Source organism: Pseudomonas sp. DE0157 (assembly GCF_007678615.1).
Lineage (GTDB): Bacteria > Pseudomonadota > Gammaproteobacteria > Pseudomonadales > Pseudomonadaceae > Aquipseudomonas > Aquipseudomonas parafulva_B.
On sequence record NZ_VEJN01000003.1, the window covers coordinates 138,279 to 162,668 of the forward strand.

The 24,390-nt window shown below is 65.7% G+C and carries 5 protein-coding genes (1 of these 5 cut by a window edge); 2 read left to right on the forward strand and 3 right to left on the reverse strand.

All coding sequences use genetic code 11. The features are described 5' to 3' along the window. Both FS777_RS06145 and FS777_RS06150 read right to left on the reverse strand, forming a co-directional pair. On the reverse strand, nt 1-13,642 hold the 5' portion of the coding sequence (locus FS777_RS06145) for a non-ribosomal peptide synthase/polyketide synthase (RefSeq protein ID WP_145254485.1). 8,711 nt of this gene lie to the left of the window's left edge; only the first 13,642 of its 22,353 coding nucleotides appear in the window; its start codon is at nt 13,640-13,642; the stop codon falls past the left edge of the window. 132 nt (nt 13,643-13,774) lie between these two features. Next, nucleotides 13,775-20,116, reverse strand: a complete 6,342-nt coding sequence (locus FS777_RS06150; RefSeq protein ID WP_145254488.1) for a non-ribosomal peptide synthetase — start codon at nt 20,114-20,116, stop codon at nt 13,775-13,777. A 412-nt stretch (nt 20,117-20,528) separates the two neighbouring features. Between FS777_RS06150 and FS777_RS06155 the strand changes: the two genes are divergently transcribed. Together FS777_RS06155 and FS777_RS06160 are read left to right on the forward strand one after the other, a co-directional pair. Continuing rightward, nucleotides 20,529-21,311, forward strand: coding sequence for a helix-turn-helix transcriptional regulator (locus tag FS777_RS06155; protein WP_145254492.1), 783 nt, complete (start codon nt 20,529-20,531; stop codon nt 21,309-21,311). Between the two features lie 136 nt (nt 21,312-21,447). After that, entirely contained in the window at nt 21,448-23,583 is a 2,136-nt protein-coding gene (locus tag FS777_RS06160; protein ID WP_058639240.1) for a TonB-dependent siderophore receptor, read from the forward strand. 51 nt (nt 23,584-23,634) lie between these two features. On the opposite strand, the gene FS777_RS06165 is transcribed toward FS777_RS06160, so the two are convergent. Continuing rightward, nucleotides 23,635-24,156, reverse strand: a complete 522-nt coding sequence (locus tag FS777_RS06165) for an acyloxyacyl hydrolase (protein ID WP_058604547.1) — start codon at nt 24,154-24,156, stop codon at nt 23,635-23,637. Nucleotides 24,157-24,390 lie beyond the last annotated feature (234 nt).

Consider the following 24,390-nt stretch of genomic DNA (forward strand, 5'->3'; position numbering starts at 1 on the left):
ACCCCTGGTGCACCAGGCTGGCCAGGCTCACGCCCAGTCGGCGCGCTTGTTCGCGCAACTGCACGACCACCTCGCCTTCGATCCACTGACGCGTCTCGAACACCTCGCCCGTACTTGTATCGGCGTTGTGCAGGCCGAACACGACAGTTGGCTCGTCGATGTCGCCCAACAACTCACGGAACAGCGTTTCGTCTGCCTGCGGATCGGCGCCAAGGCGTGCCTGGGCCACGTAGTTACGGTAGGGCGTGCTGGCGTGCAGCACCGGCTGGCCTTGCAGCACCGTGGTTATTTCCGCCACCAGCTGCTCGACCGCCGCATGGTCGAGGATGATGTGGTGGATGAACAGCGTTGCCTGCACCTGTTGCCCAGAGGACGCTTGCACCAGGCGCACCAGCGGCGCCTGGGTAAGCTTCAGCCCCTCGCCAGCGATGGCAAGTTGGCTGGCCAGCGCAGGGGTGTTGCGCCATACCACCTGCACGGGTTCTTCGAGCGCGTGCCAATGGATGCTGGTGCGCAGGATGTCATGGCGAGCGATGACCACGTCCAGGGCAGCGGCAAAAGCGTCCAGCTGCGCCTGGTCGGGGAAGCTGAAGCGGGCCTGCAGCACATAGGGGTCGCGGTCTTCGCAGGTCAGGTGGTGATAAAGAATGCCCTGCTGCAAGGGCGCCAGGCCATAGATGTCCTGGATGTTCTCGACCCCGCCGGGTATCTGCGCCACCAGCGTGTCGATGGCCGCTTGCGAAAGGTCCGCCAGCGGCAACAGCTCAGGTGTGATACGGGTGCAGTCAGGCGTGATCAGGTTTTCCGGCACGACGACGCTGCGCTGACTACCCAGCGCGGCAGCCAGGGCTTGCAACGTCGGCTGACCGAACAGCACTCGAATGTCGGCTTGCAGCCCGCGTTCCCGCAGGCGCGCCGTCAGGGTGACCGCCAGCAGCGAATGGCCGCCCAGTTCGAAGAAGTTGTCCTGTCGGCCCACGCGGTCCACGCCCAACAGGTCGGCCCAGAGCGCGGCCAGCAAGGTTTCGGTCTCGCCCAGTGGTGCTTCGAAGGCGCGTTCCTGGGTCACGTCAGGGGCAGGCAAGGCCTTGCGGTCGAGCTTGCCGTTGGGGCTCAGCGGCAAGGCCTGAAGGTGCATGAACAGCGCCGGCACCATGAAGTCCGGCAATTGACGCAGCAAGGCCCCGCGAAGCGCGTCCACCGGTTGCTGGGCACCGGTGTAGTAGGCAATCAAGCGCTGGTCGCGGGCGACCACCACGGCCTCCTTAATGCCCTCGACAGCCGTCATGGCTGCTTGGATTTCACCCAATTCGATACGCAGACCGCGCAACTTCACTTGGTCGTCGTTACGGCCCAGGTATTCGAGGTTGCCGTCCGCCAGGTGCCGTGCCAGGTCGCCTGTGCGGTACAGCCGCCCGCCTGGGCGCTGGCCGAACGGGTCATCCACGAAGCGCTCGGCGGTCAGTTCGGGTCGGTTCAGGTAACCGCGGGCCACCTGTACGCCACCGATGTATAGCTCACCGGCCACGCCCTGCGGCACCGGCTGGCCTTGCTCGTCCAGCACGTACAGGGTGGTGTTGGCGATGGGTTTGCCGATGGGCGTATTGTCGGGTGCGGTCACACAGTGCCAGGCACTCACATCCACAGCGGCTTCGGTTGGGCCGTAGAGGTTGTGCAGTTGCACGCCTGGCAGTTGCTGGTGGAAGCGGCGCACCAAGCTGCCCGGCAATGCTTCGCCGCTGCACACCACCCGCTTGAGCGAAGGCGCGGACCAGCCTGATTCCATGGCCGAGAGGAATACGTCCAGCATCGACGGCACGAAGTGCAGTGTGCTGACGCCTTCGGCTTCGATGGCCTGTTGCAGGTATTGCGGATCGCGATGCCCACCGGGCCGGGCCATGACCAGTTTCGCACCGGTCTGCAAGGGCCACAGCAACTCCCAAACCGAAACGTCGAAGCTGAACGGGGTCTTTTGCAGCACGACGTCGCCAGCATCCAGCGCGTAGGCGTCCTGCATCCACAGCAGGCGGTTGACCACGCCGGCGTGCTCGTTCATCACCCCTTTGGGCAGGCCGGTAGAGCCAGAGGTGTAGATGACGTACGCCAGGTGCTGCGCGGTGAGCCCCGGCACCTCAGGGTTGCGGGCAGGCAGTTCAAGGCTCAAAGGCGCGTCCAGATCGATCACGACGCCATGCTCAGGCACCTGCCTGGTCGCCGCGTGCACCAGTACCGCTACCGGCGCGCTGTCGGTGAGCATGTGGCGGATACGTTCTGCCGGGTAGTCCGGATCGACCGGCACATAAGCGCCGCCTGCCTTCAGGATCCCGAGCAAGCCCACCATCATCGACAAGCCGCGTTCGACACAGATCGCCACGCGATCGTCGGGTTTCACACCCAGCGCGATCAGGTGGTGAGCCAGGCGGTTGGCCTGGGCGTTGAGCTGCTCGAAGGTCAGCTCGCCCTCCTCGGCACTGACGGCGACAGCCTGCGGGGTGCGCTGTACCTGATCCTCGATCAGTCGATGCAGCGTGTGATCGAGCCCGTAGGCCTTTTCGGTAGCGTTAAAACCTACTAGCACGCGCTCACGCTCATGGCTCTCGAGCACGGGCAATTGCTGCACGGGCAGCGTCGGGGTGCGGTCAAGCCCGCTCAGCAGCGCTTGCAGCACCTGCTGCACCTGCCCACAGATGCGCTGCGCGCCGATCTGGGAAGGTACGGTAGCCACCAGTCGGAACGCGTCGCCCAGATCATCCACGTTCAGGCTCAGGGGGTAATTGGTGCGCTCCTGCCCGTCCACCACCTCGATGCCCGCCCAGCCTTCGCCGCGATCGGCGCCCGGCTGGGTGCCATGGCGGTAGTTGAGCATGGCGCTGAACAACGGCTGCGGCGCCGCGACGCCACTGCAACGCTGTGCCAGCGCAAGCGAAGCATGCTCATGGGCCAACAGGTCGCTGAGCCGCTGATGCACGGCCTTGGCCGCCTCCACCAGGCCGATGGCCTCCAGGTCCACGCGCAATGGCAAGGTGTTGATGAACATGCCCAGCGCCCGTTCGGACCCTTCACCGCCCTGCAGGCGCCCCAGCAGCACGGTGCCGAACACCACGCACGATCTGCCACTGGCAGCCCCGAGCAGGCGGGCCCAGGCCAAATGGAACAACGAAGCAACGCTGATGCCCAGGCGCCGCGCCTGTTGGCGCAAGCCGGCAGACAGGGCCTCGGGCAAGACCTGCTTGGCCTCATCCAGGTCGCGGCCGTCGCCTTGCACGTCATCCAGGCCATAGGGCAAGGTCGGCTCATCGATGTCACCCAGCTGCGCGGTGAAGAACGCCTCATGGGCGTGCTGATCGACCCCTAGCCTGGCCTGGGCCACGTAATTGCGGTAAGGCACCGCAGCATGAGCCGGTGCAGGGGCACCACTAAGCAGGGCCGTCAGCTCTTCGCCCACTACCTCCAGCGCCGTGTGGTCCAACACGATGTGGTGGAAGTGTAAGCTGGCCTCGATGCCGTCCTGCCCCTGGCTGTACACCAGTCGCAGCAGCGGGGCCCGTGCCAGGTCAAGGTTGGCAGTGGCCGACAGGTCAGCTACGGCGTCCACGCTCAGGCGAGCCTGGCGCACCACCACCTGCACCGCTTGCGGCAGCCCTTCCCAGAAGATCGCCGTGCGCAATACATCGTGGCGGGCGATGACCTGGTCCAGTGCAGCGGCGAAGGCCTGCAGCCGTTGCCTGTCGCTCAAACGCAGGCGCGTATGCAGCACGTAGGGGTCATGCTCGGCCGACAGGTGATGGTAGAGGATGCCTTCCTGCAACGGCGCCAGGGGGTAGATGTCCTGCACGTTGGGCGCACCGCCCGGTACCTGCGAGACGATCCGCCCGATGGCGGCCTGGTCCAGCTCGATCAGGCTGAGCATGTCGGGGGTGATGTGCGAGCAGTTCGCCGGGATGCGGTTTTCGGGCACCTGGACCTGGCGGCTGGCCGTGAGCGTGGCCGCCAGAGCCGCTACGGTCGGCTGGCCGAACAAGGTGCGCACATCGACCTGCAAGCCTTCAAGGCGCAGCCGAGCGGTCAGGGTGACGGCCAACAGCGAGTGGCCACCCAATTCGAAGAAATTATCGTATCGGCCCACCTGCGGCACCGCCAGCAATTCGCCCCACAGGCGGGCCAGCAGGGCTTCGGTATCACCTACCGGCGCCTCGAAGGCCCGTGCCTGCAACACGCTGTCCGGGGTGGGCAGGGCTTTGCGGTCAAGCTTGCCATTGGGCGTCAAAGGCAAGCGATCCAGGTGAATGAACACCGCGGGCACCATGTGCTCGGGCACGTGCTCGAGCAAGCCCTGGCGCAGTGCCTCGGGGGCCTGCGGGTCACCGGTGTACCAGGCAGCCAGCCGGGTGGCGTCCACCGCGAGCACTACCACGGAGTCCACACCAGGCAAGCGCTGCAGGCAGGTTTCGATCTCGCCGGGTTCGATCCGCAGGCCGCGCAGCTTGATCTGCTGGTCGAGGCGGCCGAGGAATACCAGCTCGCCCTGAGCATTCAGGCGCACCAGGTCGCCACTGCGGTAAAGCCGCTCGCCCTCGACGAAGGGGTTATCGAGGAACCGCTCCGCTTGCTGCTCGGGCAAGCCCAGGTACCCGCGGCTGACGCCAGCACCGCCTATGTGCAGGTGCCCGGCAACGCCGGGCGGCACTGGCTGGTCGTGTGCATCGAGTACATACAAGCGGGTGTTGTCCACCGGGCTTCCGATGGGCAGGCCAGCGACGGGGATGGCGGCAGTGGGCTGCAGTGTCCAGACGCTGCAATCGACCGTGGTCTCGGTGGGGCCGTAGACGTTGTGCAGACGCACCTGGGGCAACTGCTCGCGCACTTGGCTGGCCAGCGCACAGGTCAGCTCCCCGCCCCCACACACGATGTCCGTCAACCCTGAACACAGGCGGCTGCCAGGGTGGTCGAGGAACTGCTGCAGCAGCGCAGGCACGAACTGCACCACGCCTATCTCCTGCGCCTGGATCAACCGCGCCAGGTAGTCCGGGTCGCGCTCGCCCAACGGGCGGGCGAGCACCAGGCGCAAGCCGCTGCACAGCGGCCAGAACAGCTCCCACACTGAGGCGTCGAAGCTGATCGGCGTCTTGTGCAGTACAGCCTGGGTCGCAGCGAGCGGCCACTGCCCTTGGCTCCAGTGCACCAGGTTCACCACGTTGCGGTGCTCGACCATGACGCCCTTGGGTAGCCCGGTGGAGCCGGAGGTGTAGATCACGTAGGCCAGGTTGCGTGCAGTGAGCCCTGGCACCAGGGGAGCCAGATGCGCTTGCTCCCCCCATTGAGCGGCGTCCATGTCCACCCTGGGCGCCTGGGTGGGCAGCGCCAGCTCGCCGATGGCGCGATGCACCAGCACCGCGCGTGGGTCGCTGTCGCGCAGCATGTGACCGATGCGCTCGGCGGGGTAGCCAGGGTCGATCGGCACATAGGCCGCGCCGGCCTTGAGGATGCCCAGCAGGCCAACCACCAGCGCGGCACTGCGCTCAAGGCAGATCGCAACGCGGTCGTCAGGCTGTACGCCCAGCGACAGCAGATGGTGAGCCAGGCCGTTGGCCTGTCGATCGAGCTCGGCGTAACTCAGCTCGCCCTCTTCGGCCACCAGCGCGATGGCCTGTGGGCTGCGCCGGGCCTGTGCTTCGAAAAGACCGTGCAGGGTCTGCGTCAGGTCATGTGGGCAGGCGCGGTGGTTACCCAGCACCGCTGCGCGCGCCGCAGGGTCAAGCAGTGACACGCTGTGCACCGGTAGGGCCGGACGCCGTTCAAGCGCCTCCAGCAGCTCGACCAGCACATGCGTCAATTGCTCGCACAGCGGCCGTGCGCCAATGGGCCTGCACACCTGAGCGGTGATGCGCAGCCCTGAGCCCAGGTCGTCGACGTTGACGCTGATCGGGTAGTTGCCATGCCCACCGGCCGGCAGCACTTCGATACCCTCAAGGGCCTGGTCGCGCGCCTGCTGCTCTTGCTCGGTCGCGCCGTGACGGTAGTTGAGCATCGCGCTGAACAGGGGTGTGGGTGCAGCCACGCCGCTACAGCGCTGGGCCAGCGCCAGCGAGGCGTGCTCGTGGACCAGCAGCGCAGCCAGGCGCTGGTGGGTCAGCTGTAGCGCTGCCCGTACGTCGAGCCCTGCCAGGTCCAGGCGCAGCGGCAGGGTGTTGATGAACATGCCCAATGCCCTGTCGGCGCCCTCGCCGCCTTGCAGCCGCCCGAGCAGCACGGTGCCGAAGACCACGTCGTCCTTGCCGCTGGTGGCTGCGACCCACCGCGCCCAGGCCAGGTGCACCAGGCTTGCGGCGCTCACCCCGCACTGGCGGGCCAGAGCCCGCAGCCGTTGATACTGCTCAGGGGCCAATTCGGTACTGGCCAGCTCGAAATCACTGGCTTGGTGCTGCAGATCGGCAAGCCCATAGGGCAGCGTCGGCTCTTCGACATCGCGCAGTTCGGTCCTGAAAAACGCCTCATGCTCGGCCTCGCTGATACCCAGCAGAGCCTGGGCCACATAGTTGCGGTAAGGCACCGGCGCCCCTGCCGGCGTCTGGCCCTGCAAGTGATCGCGAATCTCTGCCAGCACCACTTTCATGGCGGTGTGGTCGAGCACGATGTGGTGGAACTGCAGCACGACCTGCACCCCTGCCGCATCATGCACATGCAACAGCCGGATCAGCGGCGCCGAGGCAAGCTCGATGCGTTGGCCGTCGAGCATCACGTCCTTTTCTGTCACCTCGATCAACGCCAGGTTCGCCGAGCGCAGTACAACCTGCACCGGCTGGGGCAAGCCATCCCAGAGCACCGCCGTGCGCAACACGTCGTGGCGGGCCACCACCTGGTCGAGGGCCTGGGCAAAGGCATGCAGCCTTTGCAGCGAATCGAAGGCAACTCGCCATTGCAGCAGGTAAGGGTCGACACCGTCTGCACTGAGATGGTGATAGAGAATGCCCTCCTGCAGCGGCGCCAGTGGGTAGATATCCTGGACGTTGGCCGCGCCGCCGGGGACTGCAGCGACGATGCGGTCCAGCGCAGCCTGCTCCAGCGTCAACAAGGGCAGCATGGGCGGGGTGATGCGGGCGCAGTGGGCCGGGATACCGTTGGCAGGGATGCGTACCTGACGGGCTGTGCCCAGCGCCCCGGCCAGTGCCGCCACCGTCGGTTGCGCGAACAAAACGCGCACATCCAGGGCCAGGCCTTGTTCGCGCAGCCGCTCGATCAGGCTCACGGCCAACAGCGAATGCCCGCCCAGTTCGAAGAAATTGTCGTGCCGGCCGACTTGCTCCAGGCCCAGCACGTTGGCCCAGACCTGGGCGATGATGGCCTCGGTTTCACCCAGCGGGGCCTCGTACCCCTGCTGCACCAGGTCATGGGGCTGTGGCTCGGGCAGCGCGCGACGGTCGAGCTTGCCGTGGCTGGTCAGGGGCAGCGCCTGAATGCGGATAAAGGCCTGGGGCATCAGCTGACCCGGCAAGCACGCCTGCAAGCCCTGGCGCAGGTCGCTCACCTGGACGGCAGACGTCTCGGTGAACCAGGCCAGCAAGCGTTCGCCGCGCACCAGCACCACAGCATCGCCGACACCGGCTTGCCCCCTGAGCGCGGCCTCGATTTCACCCAGCTCCACCCGGACGCCACGCACCTTGACCTGGTCGTCGTTACGGCCCAGGTAGTCAAGCGTGCCATCGCCGTTCCAGCGCACCAGGTCGCCGCTGCGGTACATCCGGGCGTTGGGCAGGCGGCTGAACGGGTCACGCAGGAAGCGTTCTGCGGTCAGGTCCGGCCGGTTGAAATAGCCTCGCGCCACTTGCGCGCCACCGATGTAGAGCTCGCCGGTGACCCCGACCGGCACAGGCTGGCCCAGGGCATCGAGCACGTAGACACGGGTATTGGCAATGGGCATGCCGATGTGCAGGGCTGCGCCGGGTGTCAACGCACCCGAGGTGGCGACCACGGTGCATTCGGTGGGGCCGTAGTTGTTGACCACGGTGAATCCTGGGTCCTGCTTGAACTGACCCAGGCGATCGCCGCCCACCAGCAGGGTGCGCAACGTGGCGTGCTGGTGTGGGCGGCGCAGCGCCTGTTCAGCCACAGGCGTCGGCAGGAAGCTGACCGCCAGGGGTTGTTCGAGCCACCAGTCCAGCAACGCCTCGACCTGCTCATTGCCCAGGCAGGCCGGCGGCAGGTGCAGCGTGGCCCCCGCGCACAGGGCTGGCCAGACTTCCCAGGCCATGGCGTCGAAACCGAAACCAGCCACGCTGGAGGTGCGTGTGCCCCCCTGCACGGCAAATGCCTGGCAGTGCCAGTGGACAAGGTTGGTCACTGTCTGGTGCTCGACCATGACGCCTTTGGGCTGGCCGGTGGAACCTGAGGTGTACACCAGGTACGCCAGGTCAGTGGCAGTCAGCCCCGCCACGTGCGGGTTGTCGGCACGGCTCAGGCCCGCATCCGGCTGGTCGAGGTCGAGGCGGCGCATGTGCGGCGGCAGGCCGCCGATATCGGTCTGGGCCAGTACCAGGGTCGGTGCGCTGTCTTCGAGCAGGTAGGCGATACGGCTGGCCGGATAGGCCGGGTCCACGGGCACATAGGCGGCCCCGGCCTTGAGTACGGCCAGCAGGGCGACGATACGGTCCAGCGTGCGATCCAGGCACAAGGCGACGCGCTCACCCTTGCCTACGCCCTCTGCGATCAGTCGATGGGCCAACGCGTTCGCGCGTCGGTTGAGCTGGGCGTAGGTCAGGGTCAAAGCGCCCTGGCACACCGCTGTGGCATCGGGCACCGCGGCAGCCTGGGCCTCGATCAAGCCATGAACGGTCTGGCCTTGGGGGTACGCTTGCGCGGTCCCGTTGAAGCCGCCCAGCACCTGCTCGCGCGCCCCGTCGTCCAGTATGGACAGGCGCTGAACGCTGACCTGCGGCTCGTGCTCCAACGCCCGAACCAACTGCGCCACGGCCATTGCCATCCACCCGGCAACCCGCGCCGCGCCGATGTCGATCAACGCCAGCACGTTGAAGGTAAAGCCATCTCCCAGGTCGTTGACGCTGAGGGTGAGCGGGTAGTTGCTGCGCTCTTCTGCCCCCAGCAGTTGTACGCCCTCCCACAGCCCATCATTTGCCTGGGCTGCCGGGTCGGTGCTGTGGCGGTAATTGAGCAATGCGCTGAACAATGGCGTACCGGCGGCCACGCCGCTGCAGCGCTGGGCCAGTGCCAATGACGCATGCTCGTGGGCCAGCAGCGCCGACAAGTGGCGGTGCGTGGCCAGCACGCCCTGCTCTACCCCGGCGGCAGTATCGACGCGCAGTGGCAGGGTGTTGATGAACATGCCCAGCGCGCGGTCGGCGCCTTCGCCTGCTTGCGAGCGCCCCATGAGCACCGTGCCGAACACCACATCGCTGCGGTTGGCCAGCACCCCCAGCACACGGGCCCAGGCCACGTGCATCAGGCTTGCAGCGCTCACCCCCAGGCGCCTGGCCTGGGCACGCAGACCCTGGGCCAGGCCGTGGTCGAGCGGCAGCAGGGCGTGCTCGATGCCAGCGCCGTCGCCTTGCACGTCGGCATGACCAAGCGGCAGGGTGGGCTCATCGATATCGGCCAGCAAGGTCTTGAAGAAGGCCTCGTGGGCGCTTTCATCGCCCAGGCAGGCCTGGGCAACGTAATTGCGGTACGGCACGGCCGGCGGCAGGGTATGCCCTTGCCCGAACAGCAAAGCGCGCATCTCGAACAGCACCACGTCCAGGGCCGTATGGTCCAGTGCCAGATGATGGAACAGCAACACGGCCACCACCTGGTGATTGTCAGGGTCCAGGCTGTAGTGCAGCCGCGCCAGGGGTGCCTGGCCCAGGTCCATGCGGTGATGGCGGGCATCGAAGCGCGCCTGCAACTGGTCGATGCGCGAGGTGCTCGAACCCTCGGCCAGGTCGGTCACCTCAAAGACGCCCAGCTCGGCCTTGCGCCACACCACCTGCAGCGGCTGCGGCAAGCCATGACTCACTACGGCGGTGCGCAGAATGTCATGGCGGTCGATGACCTGTTGCAGGGCCCCGGCCCAGGCCAGCAGGCGCTCGATGCTGTCGAATGCCAGGCATGTCTGCAAAAGGTAGGGGTCGCCCTGCTCTGCGCTCAGGTGATGGTAGAGCACGCCCTGTTGCAACGGCGCCAGTGGGTAGATTTCCTGAACGTTGGCCGCGCCGCCTGGCACTTGGGCAACGATGCGGTCGATCACGGGTTGCTCGAGCGCGATCAGGCTGAGCATGTCTGGCGTAATGCGCTGCGCGCCCGTCGGCACGCGATTGGCCGGCACCTGCTGGGCCGGGCTATCGCCGACCACAGCGGCGAGGGCGGCGACAGTGGGCTGGGCGAACAGCACGCGCACGTCCACCACCAGCGAAGCCCGGCGCAGACGTTCGACCAGCGTGACCGCCAGCAACGAGTGCCCACCCAGCTCGAAGAAGTTGTCATGGCGCCCTACCCGGTCGACCTGCAGCACCTCGGCCCATATCGCGGCCATGGCCGTTTCGGTCGGGGTGTGCGGGGCTTCAAACGCGGTGGCCGCAAGGCTGGCGGTGTCCGGCGTTGGCAACGCACGGCGGTCGAGCTTGCCATGGCGGGTCAGCGGCAGCGCATCGAGGCAGGTCACTGCCGCCGGCACCAGTTGCGCCGGCAGACAGGCCTGCAAGGCCTCGCGCAGCGCCAGCGGCTCAAGGGGTTGGGTTTGCGTGTACCAACCCAGCAGCCGCCCGTCTCGCACCAGCACCACGGCGTCTTCGACACCGGGCTGGCATTTGAGCGCAGCCTCGATTTCACCCAGCTCGACGCGCACGCCGCGAATCTTCACCTGATCGTCATTGCGCCCGAGGTAGTCCAGCGTGCCGTCGGTGTTCCAGCGGACCAGGTCACCGCTGCGGTACAGGCGTGCCTGGGGATCATCGCTGAACGGATCCTTGATGAAGTGCGATTGCGTCAGTTCTGGGCGGTTGAAGTAGCCCCGCGCCACCTGGGCACCCCCGATGTACAGCTCGCCTACGACGCCCACAGGCACCGGTTGCAGGCCGGCGTCCAGCACGTAGACCTGGGTGTTGGCGATCGGGGTGCCGATATGGAGGGCACCGCCAGGGCGCAGTTCTCCAGAAGTGGCGACCACAGTGGTTTCAGTAGGGCCGTAGTTGTTGACCAACGCAAAGCCTGGGTCGCGCTCGAAGTGGCGCAGGCGATCGCCGCCCACCAGCAGGGTGCGCAAGGTCGGGTGCTGGCGCTCGCGGCGCAGCGCGTGCTCGGCCACCGGCGTTGGCAGGAAACTCACCGTCAGCGGCTGCTCCAGCCACCAGTCGAGCAGGGCCTCCACATGCTCATTGCCAAGATCGGCCGGCGGCAGGTGCAATGTTGCCCCGGCGCACAGGCAGGGCCATACCTCCCAGGCCAGGGCATCGAAACCGAATCCGGCCACGCTCGAGGCATGGCCGTGCTCGTCCAGGTCGAAGGCCTGGCAGTGCCAGTCCACCAGGTTGGCCAGGGCATGGTGTTCGACCATCACACCCTTGGGGTGGCCGGTCGAGCCTGAGGTATAGATGAGGTAGGCCAGTTGCCGATCATCCAGACCCGTGACTACAGGGTCGTGCGTAGGGGCGTCGGCATGGGGCTGGTCCAGGTCCATGCGCGGCACGCCCGTGGGCAGGCCCTCGATGCCGGACTCGGCCAGCACCCAGGCGGGCGCGCTGTCGGTCAGCAAGTAGGCAATACGGTCTGCGGGGTAAGCGGGGTCGACTGGCACGTAGGCCGCACCGGCCTTGAGCACCGCAAGCATGCCGACCAGCCTGTTGGCATTGCGCGGCAGGCACAGGGCGACGCGCTGGCCTGGCTCCACACCTTCTGCCAGCAGCCGGTGGGCCAGCTGATTGGCCTGCTGGTTGAGCGCGGCGTAGCTCAGTGCCTGGCCGTCCTGACGCAACGCGATGGCGTCTGGCGCCACGCGCGCGCGCGCTTCGATCCGTGCGTGCACGGTGTCGCCCTGGCGATAAGTGCAGGCGGTGTCGTTGAAGCGACGCACCACCTGATCGAATTCCTGCGTTGGCAGCACGGCCACGTGCAGCAAGGGCGTGTCGGGCGCCTGTTCCAGGGCGTGCACGAGATTGGCGAGCACCTGCTGGAACTGCTGGCACAAGCGTGCGGCATCCCACTGAGGCAGGCTCTGCACGGTCAGGCGCAGGTCATCGCCCAGGTCGTCGACGCTAACCGTCAACGGGTAATCGGTACGCTCTTCGGCGTCGACAATGTCGATGCCCGGCGCCACAGGAATGATCTCGGCGGCATCGCCGGCGTCGCTGTGACGGTAATTGAGCATGCTGTTGAACAGGGCCGTGGGCGCCGCCACACCGCTGCAGCGCTGGGCCAGGGCCAGGGACGCCTGCTCGTGGGCCAGCAGGCCGGTCAGGCGACGGTGGGTGTGCAACAAGCCGTCCTTGACCCCCACCTCTGCCAGGTCGATACGCAGCGGCAGCGTGTTGATGAACATTCCCAAGGCTTGCTCAGCACCCTCCCCGGCGGTCATGCGGCCCAGCAATACGCTGCCGAACACCACTGCCTGACGCCCGGCCAGCTGCCCCACCCAACGGGCGAAGCCCAGGTGCAGGACACTGGCTGGGCTGACCCCCTGCTGCCGGGCTTGCTGGCGCAGGCGCCGAGCCAGGGGTGTCGGCAAGGTCACCCGCGCTTGCTGCAGGCGCTGCTCGGGGCTTGCCTGGGCACCGAAGGCCAGGGTCGGCTCGTCGATATCGGCCAGCATGTGCTCGAAGAACTGGGTATGGGCCTGTTCGTCCAGGGCCTGGCGCGCCGCCGCCAGGAGGTTGCGGAACGGCGTCGGCGCGGGCAATTGGGCGGCAGTACCGGCCAGGTGCGCCTGAATTTCCCGGCGCACGATATCCAGCGCCGTGTGATCCATGATCATGTGATGGAAGGTCAGCAGCGCCACCCACGTCTGCCCTTCACCCTGGGCATGGGCCAGGTGCATCAGGGGCGCCTGGCGCAGGTCCAGTCGATACCGGCGTGGGGCGAGGCGCTCGCACAGCTCGGCCAGTGCGTCATGGCCCTTGAACGGCAACGCTTCACGCACCAGGGCCGCTTCGCGCCACACCACCTGCACGGGCTCGTCCAGGTATTCCCAATGCACGGCAGTGCGCAGGATGTCATGGCGCTGGATGACCGCTTGCAGGGCATCGGCGAAGGCATCGAGGTGCGCCTTGCTGGCCAAGCGCAATTGCACCTGCGACAAGTAGGGGTCGCCGTCCTGGGCCGAGAGGTGGTGGTACAGCATGCCCTGCTGCAGGGGTGCCAGCGGGTAGATGTCCTGTACGTTGGCGGCGCCGCCCGGCACGCTGTCGACGATACGGTCGATGGCCACCTGGTCAAGGCTGACCAATGGCAGCATGTCCGGGGTGACCCGAAATGCTGGGCTGAGCCAATCGTCATCCTGACTTGCAAGCATCTCCAGCAAAGCCGGCTTGTGCCGGGCCAACGCCTCCCACAACGGGTCGTCCAGCGTCTGATCGTCACCCAGGACGATCAGGTCCTGATCTTCACGCTGCAGACGGATGGGACGGGTGGAAAGTGCGTTGATCAGTTCGCTGAAGTGCATCGGTAAGCATCCTGCTTTGCCTGGAAGGGTTGATGGCCGACACGCTAAAGCAACGCGACCGGCCGGTCTGACATGGGAAGTGGGGACAACTGCGCAAACGATTGCCGGGGCCGGCTGGCCCCGGGCCTGGCGTCAAAGGCGCCTGCGTTTGCCCAGGCTTGGGATGGTGGTAGGCGCGATGACGGCCTGTTCAGGCTGCGCCTGGGTACTGGCGGCGAGCCCCGAGAGCGTGGGCTGGGTGAACAGCGCCCTGGCATCGACATGCAGCCCGGCCTGGCGCAGGCGCGCCACCAGGCTCACGGCCAACAATGAATGCCCGCCCAGCTCGAAGAAGTTGTCGTCACGGCCCACTTGTTCGATCTTGAGCAACTCGGCCCAGATGGCTGCCATGGCCGCTTCCAGCTCGCCTTCGGGTGCACGGTAGGCACGGCTGATGACCGCATCGGCGCCGGGCTCGGGCAAGGCGCGTCGATCCAGCTTGCCGTTGGCGCTCAAGGGCAACTGCGCCAGGCGCACGAAGGCCTGGGGCACCATGTACTCCGGCATGCAGGCCAGCAGGTGACCGCGCAGGGCTTCGAGGGCCGGCGCGGGCTGGTCGTCGCACAGGGTGAAGTAGGCCACCAGGCGCTCCTCGCGCATCAGCACCACCGCCTGCGCAACCGCCGGGTGGGCGGTAAGCGAGGCTTCGATTTCACCCAGCTCCACGCGCAGGCCGCGCAGCTTGACCTGGAAGTCGTTGCGGCCCATGAACTCAAGGTCGCCGTCTTCTCGATAGCGCACCAGATCGCCTGTGCGGTAGAGCCGGTCGCCGTCGACGAAGGGGCTGGGGATGAAGCGCTCGGCTTGAAGCTCAGGCAGGCCCAGGTAGCCGCGCGCGACGCCGACTCCACCGATATGCAACTGGCCCACGCCACCCAGCGGTACCGGGCGGTCGTGTTCATCGAGCACGTAGACGCGGGTGTTGGGGATCGGACGGCCGATGGGCGGTGCCTGCACCGGCAATGGCGCATGGGCCGGCAACGACCAGGCGGTACTGTCGACTGTGGCCTCGGTGGGACCATACACGTTATGCACGCAAACCCAAGGCAAGCGCTCGCGAAGGCTTTGCAGCAACGCTGGGGTGAGGTCGCCGCCTCCGCAGAAGATGTCGGTGAGGCGGGTGCACCCCTGCACACCTGGCTGATCGAGGAACTGCTGCAACAGCGCTGGGACGAACTTGACGATGCTGACCTGCTGCGCCTTGATCAGCTCCACCAGGTAGCCAGGGTCCCGGTGCCCGCCAGGGCGAGCCAGGACCAGGCGCAAGCCCGCGGTCAACGGCCAGAACAACTCCCAGACCGAACCGTCGAACGTGCACGGGGCGCGCTGTAGCAATGCGTCACCCGCGCGTGGGGCCCGGATCTGCGAACCCCAGTGCATCAGGTTGCACAGGCCGCGATGCTCGATCATCACGCCCTTGGGCGTGCCGGTGGAACCTGAGGTGTACATCACATAGGCCAGGTGCTGTGGGCCGAGGCCTGGCACCTGAGGGTCGGTGCAGGGGCGCTCGGTCACATCACAGCGGTCCAGGTTCAGGGTGGGCTGTTGCAGCGGCGCGAACAGCCCTGCCGTGGCCCCGTGCACCAGCACCGTGACCGGGTCGCAGTCCTGCAACATGAAGCGCAGCCGTTCTTCCGGGTATTCGGGGTCCAGCGGCACGTAGGCGCCGCCTGCCTTGAGCACCCCGAGCAATGCGATCATCAGGCTGACACCTCGCTCGATGCACACCGCCACGCGGCTATCAGGTGTCACGCCCAGGCCGATCAGGTAATGCGCCAGGCGGTTGGCCTGTTCGTTCAGCGTCTGGTAGTCCAGGCTCTGGCCGTCGGCCTGCAGGGCGATGGCCCAGGGCGTACGTTGCACTTGGGCTTCGAACAGCGCTGGCAGGGTGTGGTGAACAGGGCTGGTGGGATCTTCGGTGGCGTTGAAGTACTCGAGCATCAACGCCAGCTCCCGTGCAGGCACCGGGCATAGCTGCTGGAGCATACCGGACGCCGGGGCCGACAATGCCTGGCCGATCTGCTCAAGCGCCGTGTCCAGGTAGTCCAGCATACGCTGCGCCCCGAGCGCACGCGGGGCGCGCACGGCCAATTGCAGGCAGTCTCCCGGGTCATCCACCGTCAATACCAAGCCATGGCTTGTCACTTCACTGGCTTCGACCAGCGCGACACCCGGCATGACCTCGCCCAATGGCACGGCACCCTGGCGGTAGTTCACCAGGCTATCGAACAGTGCGCTGCCGGCCGGCAGACCGCTGCATTGCTGAGCCAGGATCAGCGGCGCATCTTCATGGGCCAGCAGCGCCGCCAGGCGAGCATGGGTGTCCGCCAACGCCTGCGCTGGCGTGCAGCCATTGAGGTTGATGCGCAGTGGCAAGCTGTTGATGAACATCCCCAGCGCCCGGTCGGCGCCGGTGCCGGCCATGCTGCGTCCCAGCAATACCGTGCCCACGACGACCTGGTCGCGCCCACCCAGGCTACCGAGTGCATGGGCCCATGCCAGGTGCAGCAGGCTCGCAAGGCTGGCGCCATGCGCCCTTGCCAGGCTGCGCAGGCCGGCAACCGTGGCGGCGGGCAGGTCATGGCTGGCGTTCTCGAGGTCGGCCTGATCGAGCGCCGCCCCGCCCCAGCCTGCCAAGGGCTGCTGCGGCTCCAAACCCGCCAATTGCTCGGTGAAAAATGCCCGGTGGGCGGCCTGGCGCTCGGCGCGGTTAGTGAGCGCCACGTAATCCCGGTACGGCACAGGCGCTGGCAATTGCGCGCCCTGCCCTGCCATCCAGGCCTCCAGCTCACCCAATAGCACTTGCAACGACACCGCGTCATTGACCAGATGGTGAAACCGCAGCAGCGCCAGCCAACGGCCCTGTTCAGGTGCATCCATGCACACCAGCGCCAGCATCGGGGCCTTGTCCAGACTGAGCGGGCGCCGGCTGGGATGATAGTGCTCACGCCATTGACCTTCAGGCCCCTGCCATCGTTCGACCGGCAGGCGGGCATGGCGCCAGACCACCTGATGCGGCGTCTCCAGCCCTTCCCAGGCCAAGCTTGTGCGCAGGATGTCGTGGCGCTCCACCACATGCTGCAACGCAGCGGCGAAGCTATGCATCTGTTGCTCGGTGGCGAACGAGAACACAGCCTGTTGCTGGTACGGGTCGACCGTGTCCGTCAGGTGATGGTACAGCAGCCCCTGCTGCAAGGGCGCCAAGGGGTAGATTTCCTGCACATTGGCCGCGCCACCCGGCACCCTCGCTACGATGCGGTCGAGCGCTGCCTGACCCAGCGTGGCCAAAGGCAGCATACCGGGCTCGATGCGCTGGCAACCCGACGCAATGCAAGGCGCGGGGGTCTGCACGCACTCGGTGGCCCTGGTGCTGGCGGCGACCGCTGCCAGGGTCGACTGCCCGAACAGCACCTGGACATCGACCTGCAGGCCTTGTTGGCGCATGCCCTCGATCAGTTGGACAGCCAGCAGCGAATGCCCGCCCAGTTCGAAGAAGTGATCGTAGCGGCCGATGCGCTCGATGTGCAGCAACTGGCTCCAGAGCGCGGCCAAGCGTTGCTCCATCTCCCCTTCTGGCGGCTCGTGTTCGTGCCGCACCATGGCCGTGTCATTGGCTGGAGGCAAGGCGCGCCGGTCGAGCTTGCCATTGGCAGTCAAGGGCCAGTGGGCGACCTGCATGTAGGCGACCGGCAGCAGGGCGACAGGCAGGCTGTCGCGCAGATGATCGTGCAAGGCCCTGGGAATGACCGGATAGGGCGCCGTGAACCAGGCATGCAGCTGACCCTCGCAGAGCATGACCACGCCGTCGCTTACCGCCGGGTGACGGCTCAAGGCGGCTTCGATCTCCGCAAGCTCCACCCGCATGCCGCGGATCTTCACTTGGTCATCGTTGCGGCCCAGGTACTCGAGCGTGCCGTCGGGCAACCAGCGCACCCAGTCACCGGTCCGGTAAAGCCGGGCGCCAGGCGCGCTACTGAACGGGTCTTGTACGAAGCGCTCGGCGCTCAGTTGCGGCTGGTTGAGGTAGCCCCTGGCCACGCCCTGGCCACCGATGTACAGCTCGCCGGCCGCGCCGGGCGGCAGCAGCTGGCCCTGGCCGTCCAGCACATACACCTGGGTGTTGGCAATCGGGACGCCGATGTGCAATGACCCACCCGGCAGCACCTGGCCTGACGTGGCCACCACCGTGGCTTCGGTCGGGCCATAGTTGTTGATCACTTTGTACGTCAGCGCTGGGCCCAGTCGTCGCAGGCGGTCACCGCCCACCAGAAGGGTTTCCAACGTTGGATGAGGCATCCCCTGGGCCAAGGCGAGCTCCGCAATCGGCGTGGGCAGGAAGCTGACGTGAAGCGGTTGCGCCCGCCACCAGGCGAGCAAGGCGTGCACGTCTTCGGCGCCCTCGCGCACGGGGGCCAGGTGCAAAGTGGCGCCACTGCACAGCGCTGGCCAGACCTCCCAGGCCATGGCGTCGAAGCCAAAGCCGGCCACGCTGGACTGATGGCGACCTGGGCCAAGCGCAAATTGGGTGCAGTGCCAGTCCACCAGGTTGGCCAACATGCGTTGCTCGACCATCACCCCCTTGGGTTGGCCGGTGGAGCCAGAGGTATAGATGACGTAGACCAAATCCGTACTCGTTTGCGGTGCGAATGAGAAACTGGCTACGGGCTCGGTGGGCCACGACGGGTTGTCCAGTTCGATCTGTAGCCTGCCGTGCTTGGGCAGGCGCGGTGCGAACCGCGAAAGGGTCAGGACCGCGTGCGGGGCGCTGTCCTGCAACAGGTAAGCGATACGCTCTGCCGGGTGAGCCGGATCGATCGGCACGTAGGCGCCGCCTGCCTTGAGCACCGCCAGCAGCCCAACCAGGGTCTCCAGCCCTCGCTGGGCGACCACCGCCACGCGCCGTTCAGGGCCCACGCCCAGGCTGGCGAGGTGTTGGGCCAGGGCGCTTGCGCGGTGGTCAAGCTCACCGTAGCTCAAGGTTTGGTCGCCGAAACAGGCTGCCAGGGCTTGCGGACGAGTGCGGGCTTGCAGCTCGATGCGTTGCTGAATCAGGCAGGGCGCAGTGTCGGTCGCCGGCAGGGCTGTCAGGTTCCATGCTTTGAGGCGTTGATGCTCGGGTGCAGTCAGCATGTCGAAGGCCGATACCAGGGCCTGGGGTTGGGCCAGCCCCTGCTCCAGCACGTGCAGCAACCGTGCGCCAATGGCCTCGGCTTGTTCGTCGCTGAACCAGGCGCGGCTGTGCACCAGGTGCAGGCGCGCCGTGCCTGCGTGGGTGTTGCAGCGCAGATGGATGCTCAAGGGTGAGGGTTCATGGCCATTGCAGATCATGACCGTCGCACCTGCTGCATCGCCGATTCGCAGTGCGTTGGTGTCTTCTTCGAACGACACCAGCAGCTCGAACAACTGCGTGCGCCCTTCATGTTGCGCGGCGAGGTCGCGCTTGAGCGCGCTCAGCGGGTAGCGCTGATGACGAAAGTCCTGCTTGAGCGTAGCGGCAATGGCTTGAATCAGGCCCGCGAAGGGCAGGTTCCTGCCAAAGTCCATGCGCAGCGGGCTGACCTGGGTGAACAATCCCAGGGTCGCCTTGAACTGTGCGTTGGCCCGGTTGCGCACCGGCAAGCCGACCATCCACTGATCGCGCTGCCACGTGCGGCAGACGCAGACGTGCAGTGCCGCCAGCAACACGGGCAACGGCGACACGTCCAGGGTGTTGGCCAGCGCTCGCAGGTTGCGCATCAGGTCAGGCGCAACCGCCAGGTCATCCGCATGGCTAGGTGAGCCCTCCAGCGACAGGGCCGACGGGTTAGGCCGCAGCAGGGGGTCGGGCAGTTGGGCAAGCCTGGCCAGCCAGTAGTCACGGTCTCGCTGATAACGTGCCGAGGCCTGATAACGGGCGTCATCCTCGATGTAGGCGCAGTACGAGGGCGCACTGGCGGGCAACGGCTGGTGGTCTTCGAGCTTGTGGTAGAGGTCGGCTAGTTGCTTGAACCACTGGTCCACGCCCCACCCATCGAGCACCAGGTGATGGGCGCGCAAGGCCAGCAGGTGCTCGTGGGGACTCAGCCTGATCAGCCTGGCCTCCCACAGTGGCCCTTGCTCCAGTGCAATAGGGCTGCGCATCCAGGCGTCGAGAAGGTTCAGGGCGGCATCGGCGGGGTGGGCCTCAGCCTGCAGGTCTTCCCACATCAATTTCACGGGCAGTTGGGTGGCGAAACGCTGCTGTGCCAAGCCACCGTCCTGCACCCAGGTGGTGCGCAAGGCATCGTGCAGGCTAGCCAGATGATCCAGTGCCTGCGCCAGCCTGGTCCTGTCCACCTGCCCCTCCAGCGCGACATAGGCGCCAATGTTGTACAGCGGGGACGAGCTTTGGCTGAGTTGCTCCAGCCAGATATCCCGCTGGGCAACGGTCAGGTCGAAAAGGTCGGCGGCAGGCATGATCGGTCAGGTCCTTCTGAGGGGTCAGCGTGTGATTCAAACACCGGGCGCCTGCTGTGTATGGCCCATTAAACCCGGACAGCCCTGGAAGCAACGCGGGCTGCTGAAATCCTTGTAGGAGATTACCTACACGGGGCCGGCGACGATGGCTCACGGCATACCGTATTCGCTGCATTCAGGTCCCATGAGCCACCGTTCTGACGCCAATTTGCTGGCATATGGCCCGTTTCCTAGCGTTCCCCCGCGCTTGAGTTGACCTGCGCCTACCACCTTTTGCTGGCATTTTCTGTCCCTGAATCCCACTACAGACGCTTTCCAGCCAGCGGGCTTGAATACGCCCATACACCCTGTCCGGCTGCAATGTGGTTGCACGGGCAGACGCAACTCCAGCAGGCCTCAGGAACCCATCGACATGATGTTGAACGCTCGCTCCGACTACCGCCCGGACCCTCACCTCTACCTGCAACTGGGTGAATTGATCGCGCTGACCGGAGGCGCCTGTTTCGCCGAACAGATGCTTCGCCTGGTACAGGATCAAGTCAGCATCGACGGGTTGGAGATCAGTGAATGGACCCTCGATGCACCGCAGCTGACGGACAGCCGCGTCGAAGTGCTCGGCCGCGCCGGTGTGCATGCCAGGCAGGTGGGTTCACGCGCGCCTCAGCCCCTGCTGCAGTCGATCGAGCGGATGCACGACCCGTTGCTCATCGAGTTCAAGGCGCCCGACGGTAGCAATCCGCGTAACCTGCGGCGGGCCCATCAATGCCACCTGGTGTCATGCAGCGGCAGCAAGCGCTGGGTGATCAGTGCCTACCGGTTGCCCAGCGAGCGACGCTTTTCGCTGGCAGAGCTGTCGCAGCTCAAAAGCCTCTCGAGCACCTTGCTGCCGCTCGTGGAACATCACGGCCAATTGCTCGGTCATGACGGCGCCGAAGTGATCGGCCAGGCGTTGGATGACGCGGAGGTCGGCAGACTGCAGCAAGCCTTCGGCAGGCGCCTGCTTCAGGCGTCGGTCAAGCTCTCGGTGCGCGAACAGGAGGTTTGCGTGGGCTTGCTGGGCGGCTGCACTGTCCCTGAGCTGGCCCAGCGGTTGAATGTAAAGAACAGTTCTGTTGAGACCTATCTAAAACGCGCCGCTGCCAAGCTAGGCGTAAGCGGCCGTAATGGCCTGACCAAATGGATGACAGCTGGCTAGCGACCTGCTCATTACCGCCTGCGCATACAGAGCACAGGTGTAAACCGAAACAGATGCATTTGATAATGATTCGTAGTATTTTTCGCGGCGCGGTTAAACCTCCAACATCAGCGCCCTACTTAGGATCGTACTGTCGATGCGTCGCACGTTCGTCTCGCTTTGTGTACTTCACGCCGTTTCTCCCCTGGCGTTTGCCGACCCGGCCTCCCCGCCCGACACCGCGCAAATCGAACTTCAAGCCTTGAGCATTACCGGCAGTGCCGACGCCGAGCGGGCCGATGGCCCGGTCGAGGGGTACAAGGCCAGTCGCTCGGCCAGCGCCACGCGCACTGACACCGCACTGCACGAGACGCCTCAGTCGGTCAGCGTGGTGCCCAAGGATGTCCTGCAGGATACTGGCGCCACGCGCCTGCAGGACGGGCTCGATTATGCCGGCGGCGTAGGCCGTGCCAACAACTTCGGCGGCCAGGGCCTTACCACCTTCACGGTGCGCGGCTTTACCACTGGCGAGTTCTACCGCAACGGGTTCCCGATCAACCGGGGCTACCCCAACGCGCCCGACGCCAACACGGTCGAGCGCCTGGAAGTCATCCGCGGCCCGGCGAGCAGCCTGTATGGCCGTGGCGATCCGGGGGGCACCTTCAACGTGGTCAGCAAGCAACCCCTACCAGACCCTAAAGTGACCCTGGGCAGTCAGTTCGACGACCAAGGCATGCACCGCGCTACCCTCGATGCCACCGGGCCGCTGAACGAGGATGGCTCCGTGGCCTACCGGCTCAATGTGCTGGGCGAAGGCGGCGACAGCTTCCGTGACGATGTGCAGGGCGAGCGCTATGACGTAGCGCCAGTACTCAGCTGGCAGGTCAACGACAGCACCAAGGTGGTGTTCGAAGGCGACTTCATGCGCAACAACCACCCCCTCGACCGTGGCCTGACCCGCTACGCTAGCCAACCGCGCAGTGCCTCGCGGGACACCTACATCTGGGAAAAGGGCAGTGACAACCTGCTGCACAACGACAACAACATGGCCCAGGTACGCTTCGAGCATCTGCTCAACCAGGACTGGACGCTGGCTGGCGGTTTCCAGTTCCTCGATGGCAGCCTGCACGGCAACGCCGTGGAGGCCAACAAGGCCCCGGTGGATGGCCGCACCCTGGAGCGTAACTTCAACTGGCGCAAGCTGCAGTGGACCGACCGGGACTGGCAACTGAACCTGACGGGGCACTTCGACACAGGCGCGTTCAGCCACACCTTGCTGACCGGCGTCGAATACGAGAACTACGATTACAACTCCATCATCCAGCGCTCCTCGGCGCGCGATGGTACCTACCCCATCGATATCTATCACCCGGTACTGGGCCAGCCTCGCCCTGCCCTGACGCGCACCACCACCTGGGACAAGGAGAACCTGCAAACCTGGGCGTTCTTCATTCAGGACCAAGTGGCCCTGACCGAACGTCTCAAGGCGCTGGCCGGGGTACGCCTGGAGCGCTTCGAGCATGACTACGACGACAAGATGCCCACCAACCGCGACTTCAGCAAAGGGGAAAATGGCGTCACGCCGCGCGTTGGGCTGATCTACGACCTGACCGATACCCTGGCGGTGTACGCCAATACCGCGCGCTCGTTCAAGCCCAACACCGGCACGCCCGCCAGCGGTGGCGGCTTCGATCCGGAAAAGGGCAAGTCTTATGAGCTGGGGTTGAAGTGGGCGTCGCTCGATGGCCAGCTGAGCGCGGATGCCGCGGTCTATCACATCATCAAGGAAAATGTCCTGGCCAACGATCCAGGCGACCCTACCAACACCTTCAAGGTGGCCGCAGGCCAAGTGCGCAGCCGCGGGCTGGATATCAATGTGGCAGGCAACCTGACCCCCGAATGGCGCGTCATCGGTGGCTATTCCTATGTCGACGCCGAAGTCACCAAGGACACCAGCCTGCCCAGCGGTACGCGCCTTGCCAATATCCCGCGCAATACCTTCAGCCTGCTGAACACCTACGAGTTTCAGGACGGTTTGGCCAAGGGGCTCGGGTTGGGCGTTGGGGTGAAGTATGTGGATGACCGCGCCGGCCAGACCGCAACCACCACCTACACCATGGAGCGCTACAGCGTGGTGGACCTGCTGAGCTTCTACAAGGTGAACGAGCACGTACGCCTGAACCTGGACGTGAAGAACCTGTTCAACAAGGGCTATGACGAAGGCTCGTTCAACACCTACGCCTATCCCGGCGCGCCGCGTACGGTGCAGGCCGGGGTGGCCTACACCTTCTGACAGGCACTCGACCGGCTCGGCGGCAACGCAGCCGCCGAGCCGGGCTGTTCATCAGAAGCCTTTGCTGTAGAACAGCGAGTACGACTCGATGCCATCGTTAGGCTGGCGGATGCCGGCGTTGGAGTAATGGATGGCGCGGATGCCGACCTTCTGCTCAGACGGCAACTTCAAGCCCAGGCCAATACGGTCTTCGAAGTTGAAGGACGAGCCCAGGCGCTGGTCGCCGACACGGGTCTTGGAAAATGCCGCGATACCGATACCCGCTTCGATGTAGGGGGTGTAGGTGAAGCCGCTGAACTCATAGGTGAACACCGGGCTGAAGGACAGCGAGTGGGCACCGCTGGCGTCACCGCCTTCCCAATAGGTGTAGCCCGCGTCCCAGTAGCCGGTCAGGTGACCAACACTGGTTTCGAACCACTGCTTGTCCCAGTCGAAGGACAAGCCTGCACGGTAGGTCATGTCGCCTTGGCTGGTAACACCGACAGCGCCGGAAACCTGAGCAGCCTGGGCCAGGTTCGCCCCGGCGAAGGCCAGCACGGCGGCAGCCAACGAAGCAGCGATACGGGATTTCATCTATGACATCTCCTGATGGTAAGTGCGACAACTGGAAGTCTGGACCCTGGGTCAGTCGGTTGCATCAGCCTGCTGAGCATCGACTGGACGGCCTGGGGCTTTGACCTCTCGAAATTTTTGGTAACCGAATCTCATGTTTCGGTCACACGATGTAATAATTGCCGGATTATGGTCAGTTGTATAGGAACTTGGAAGTAGATTGCTATCACTTCTCGTGTTCCTTAGCCGTTTACT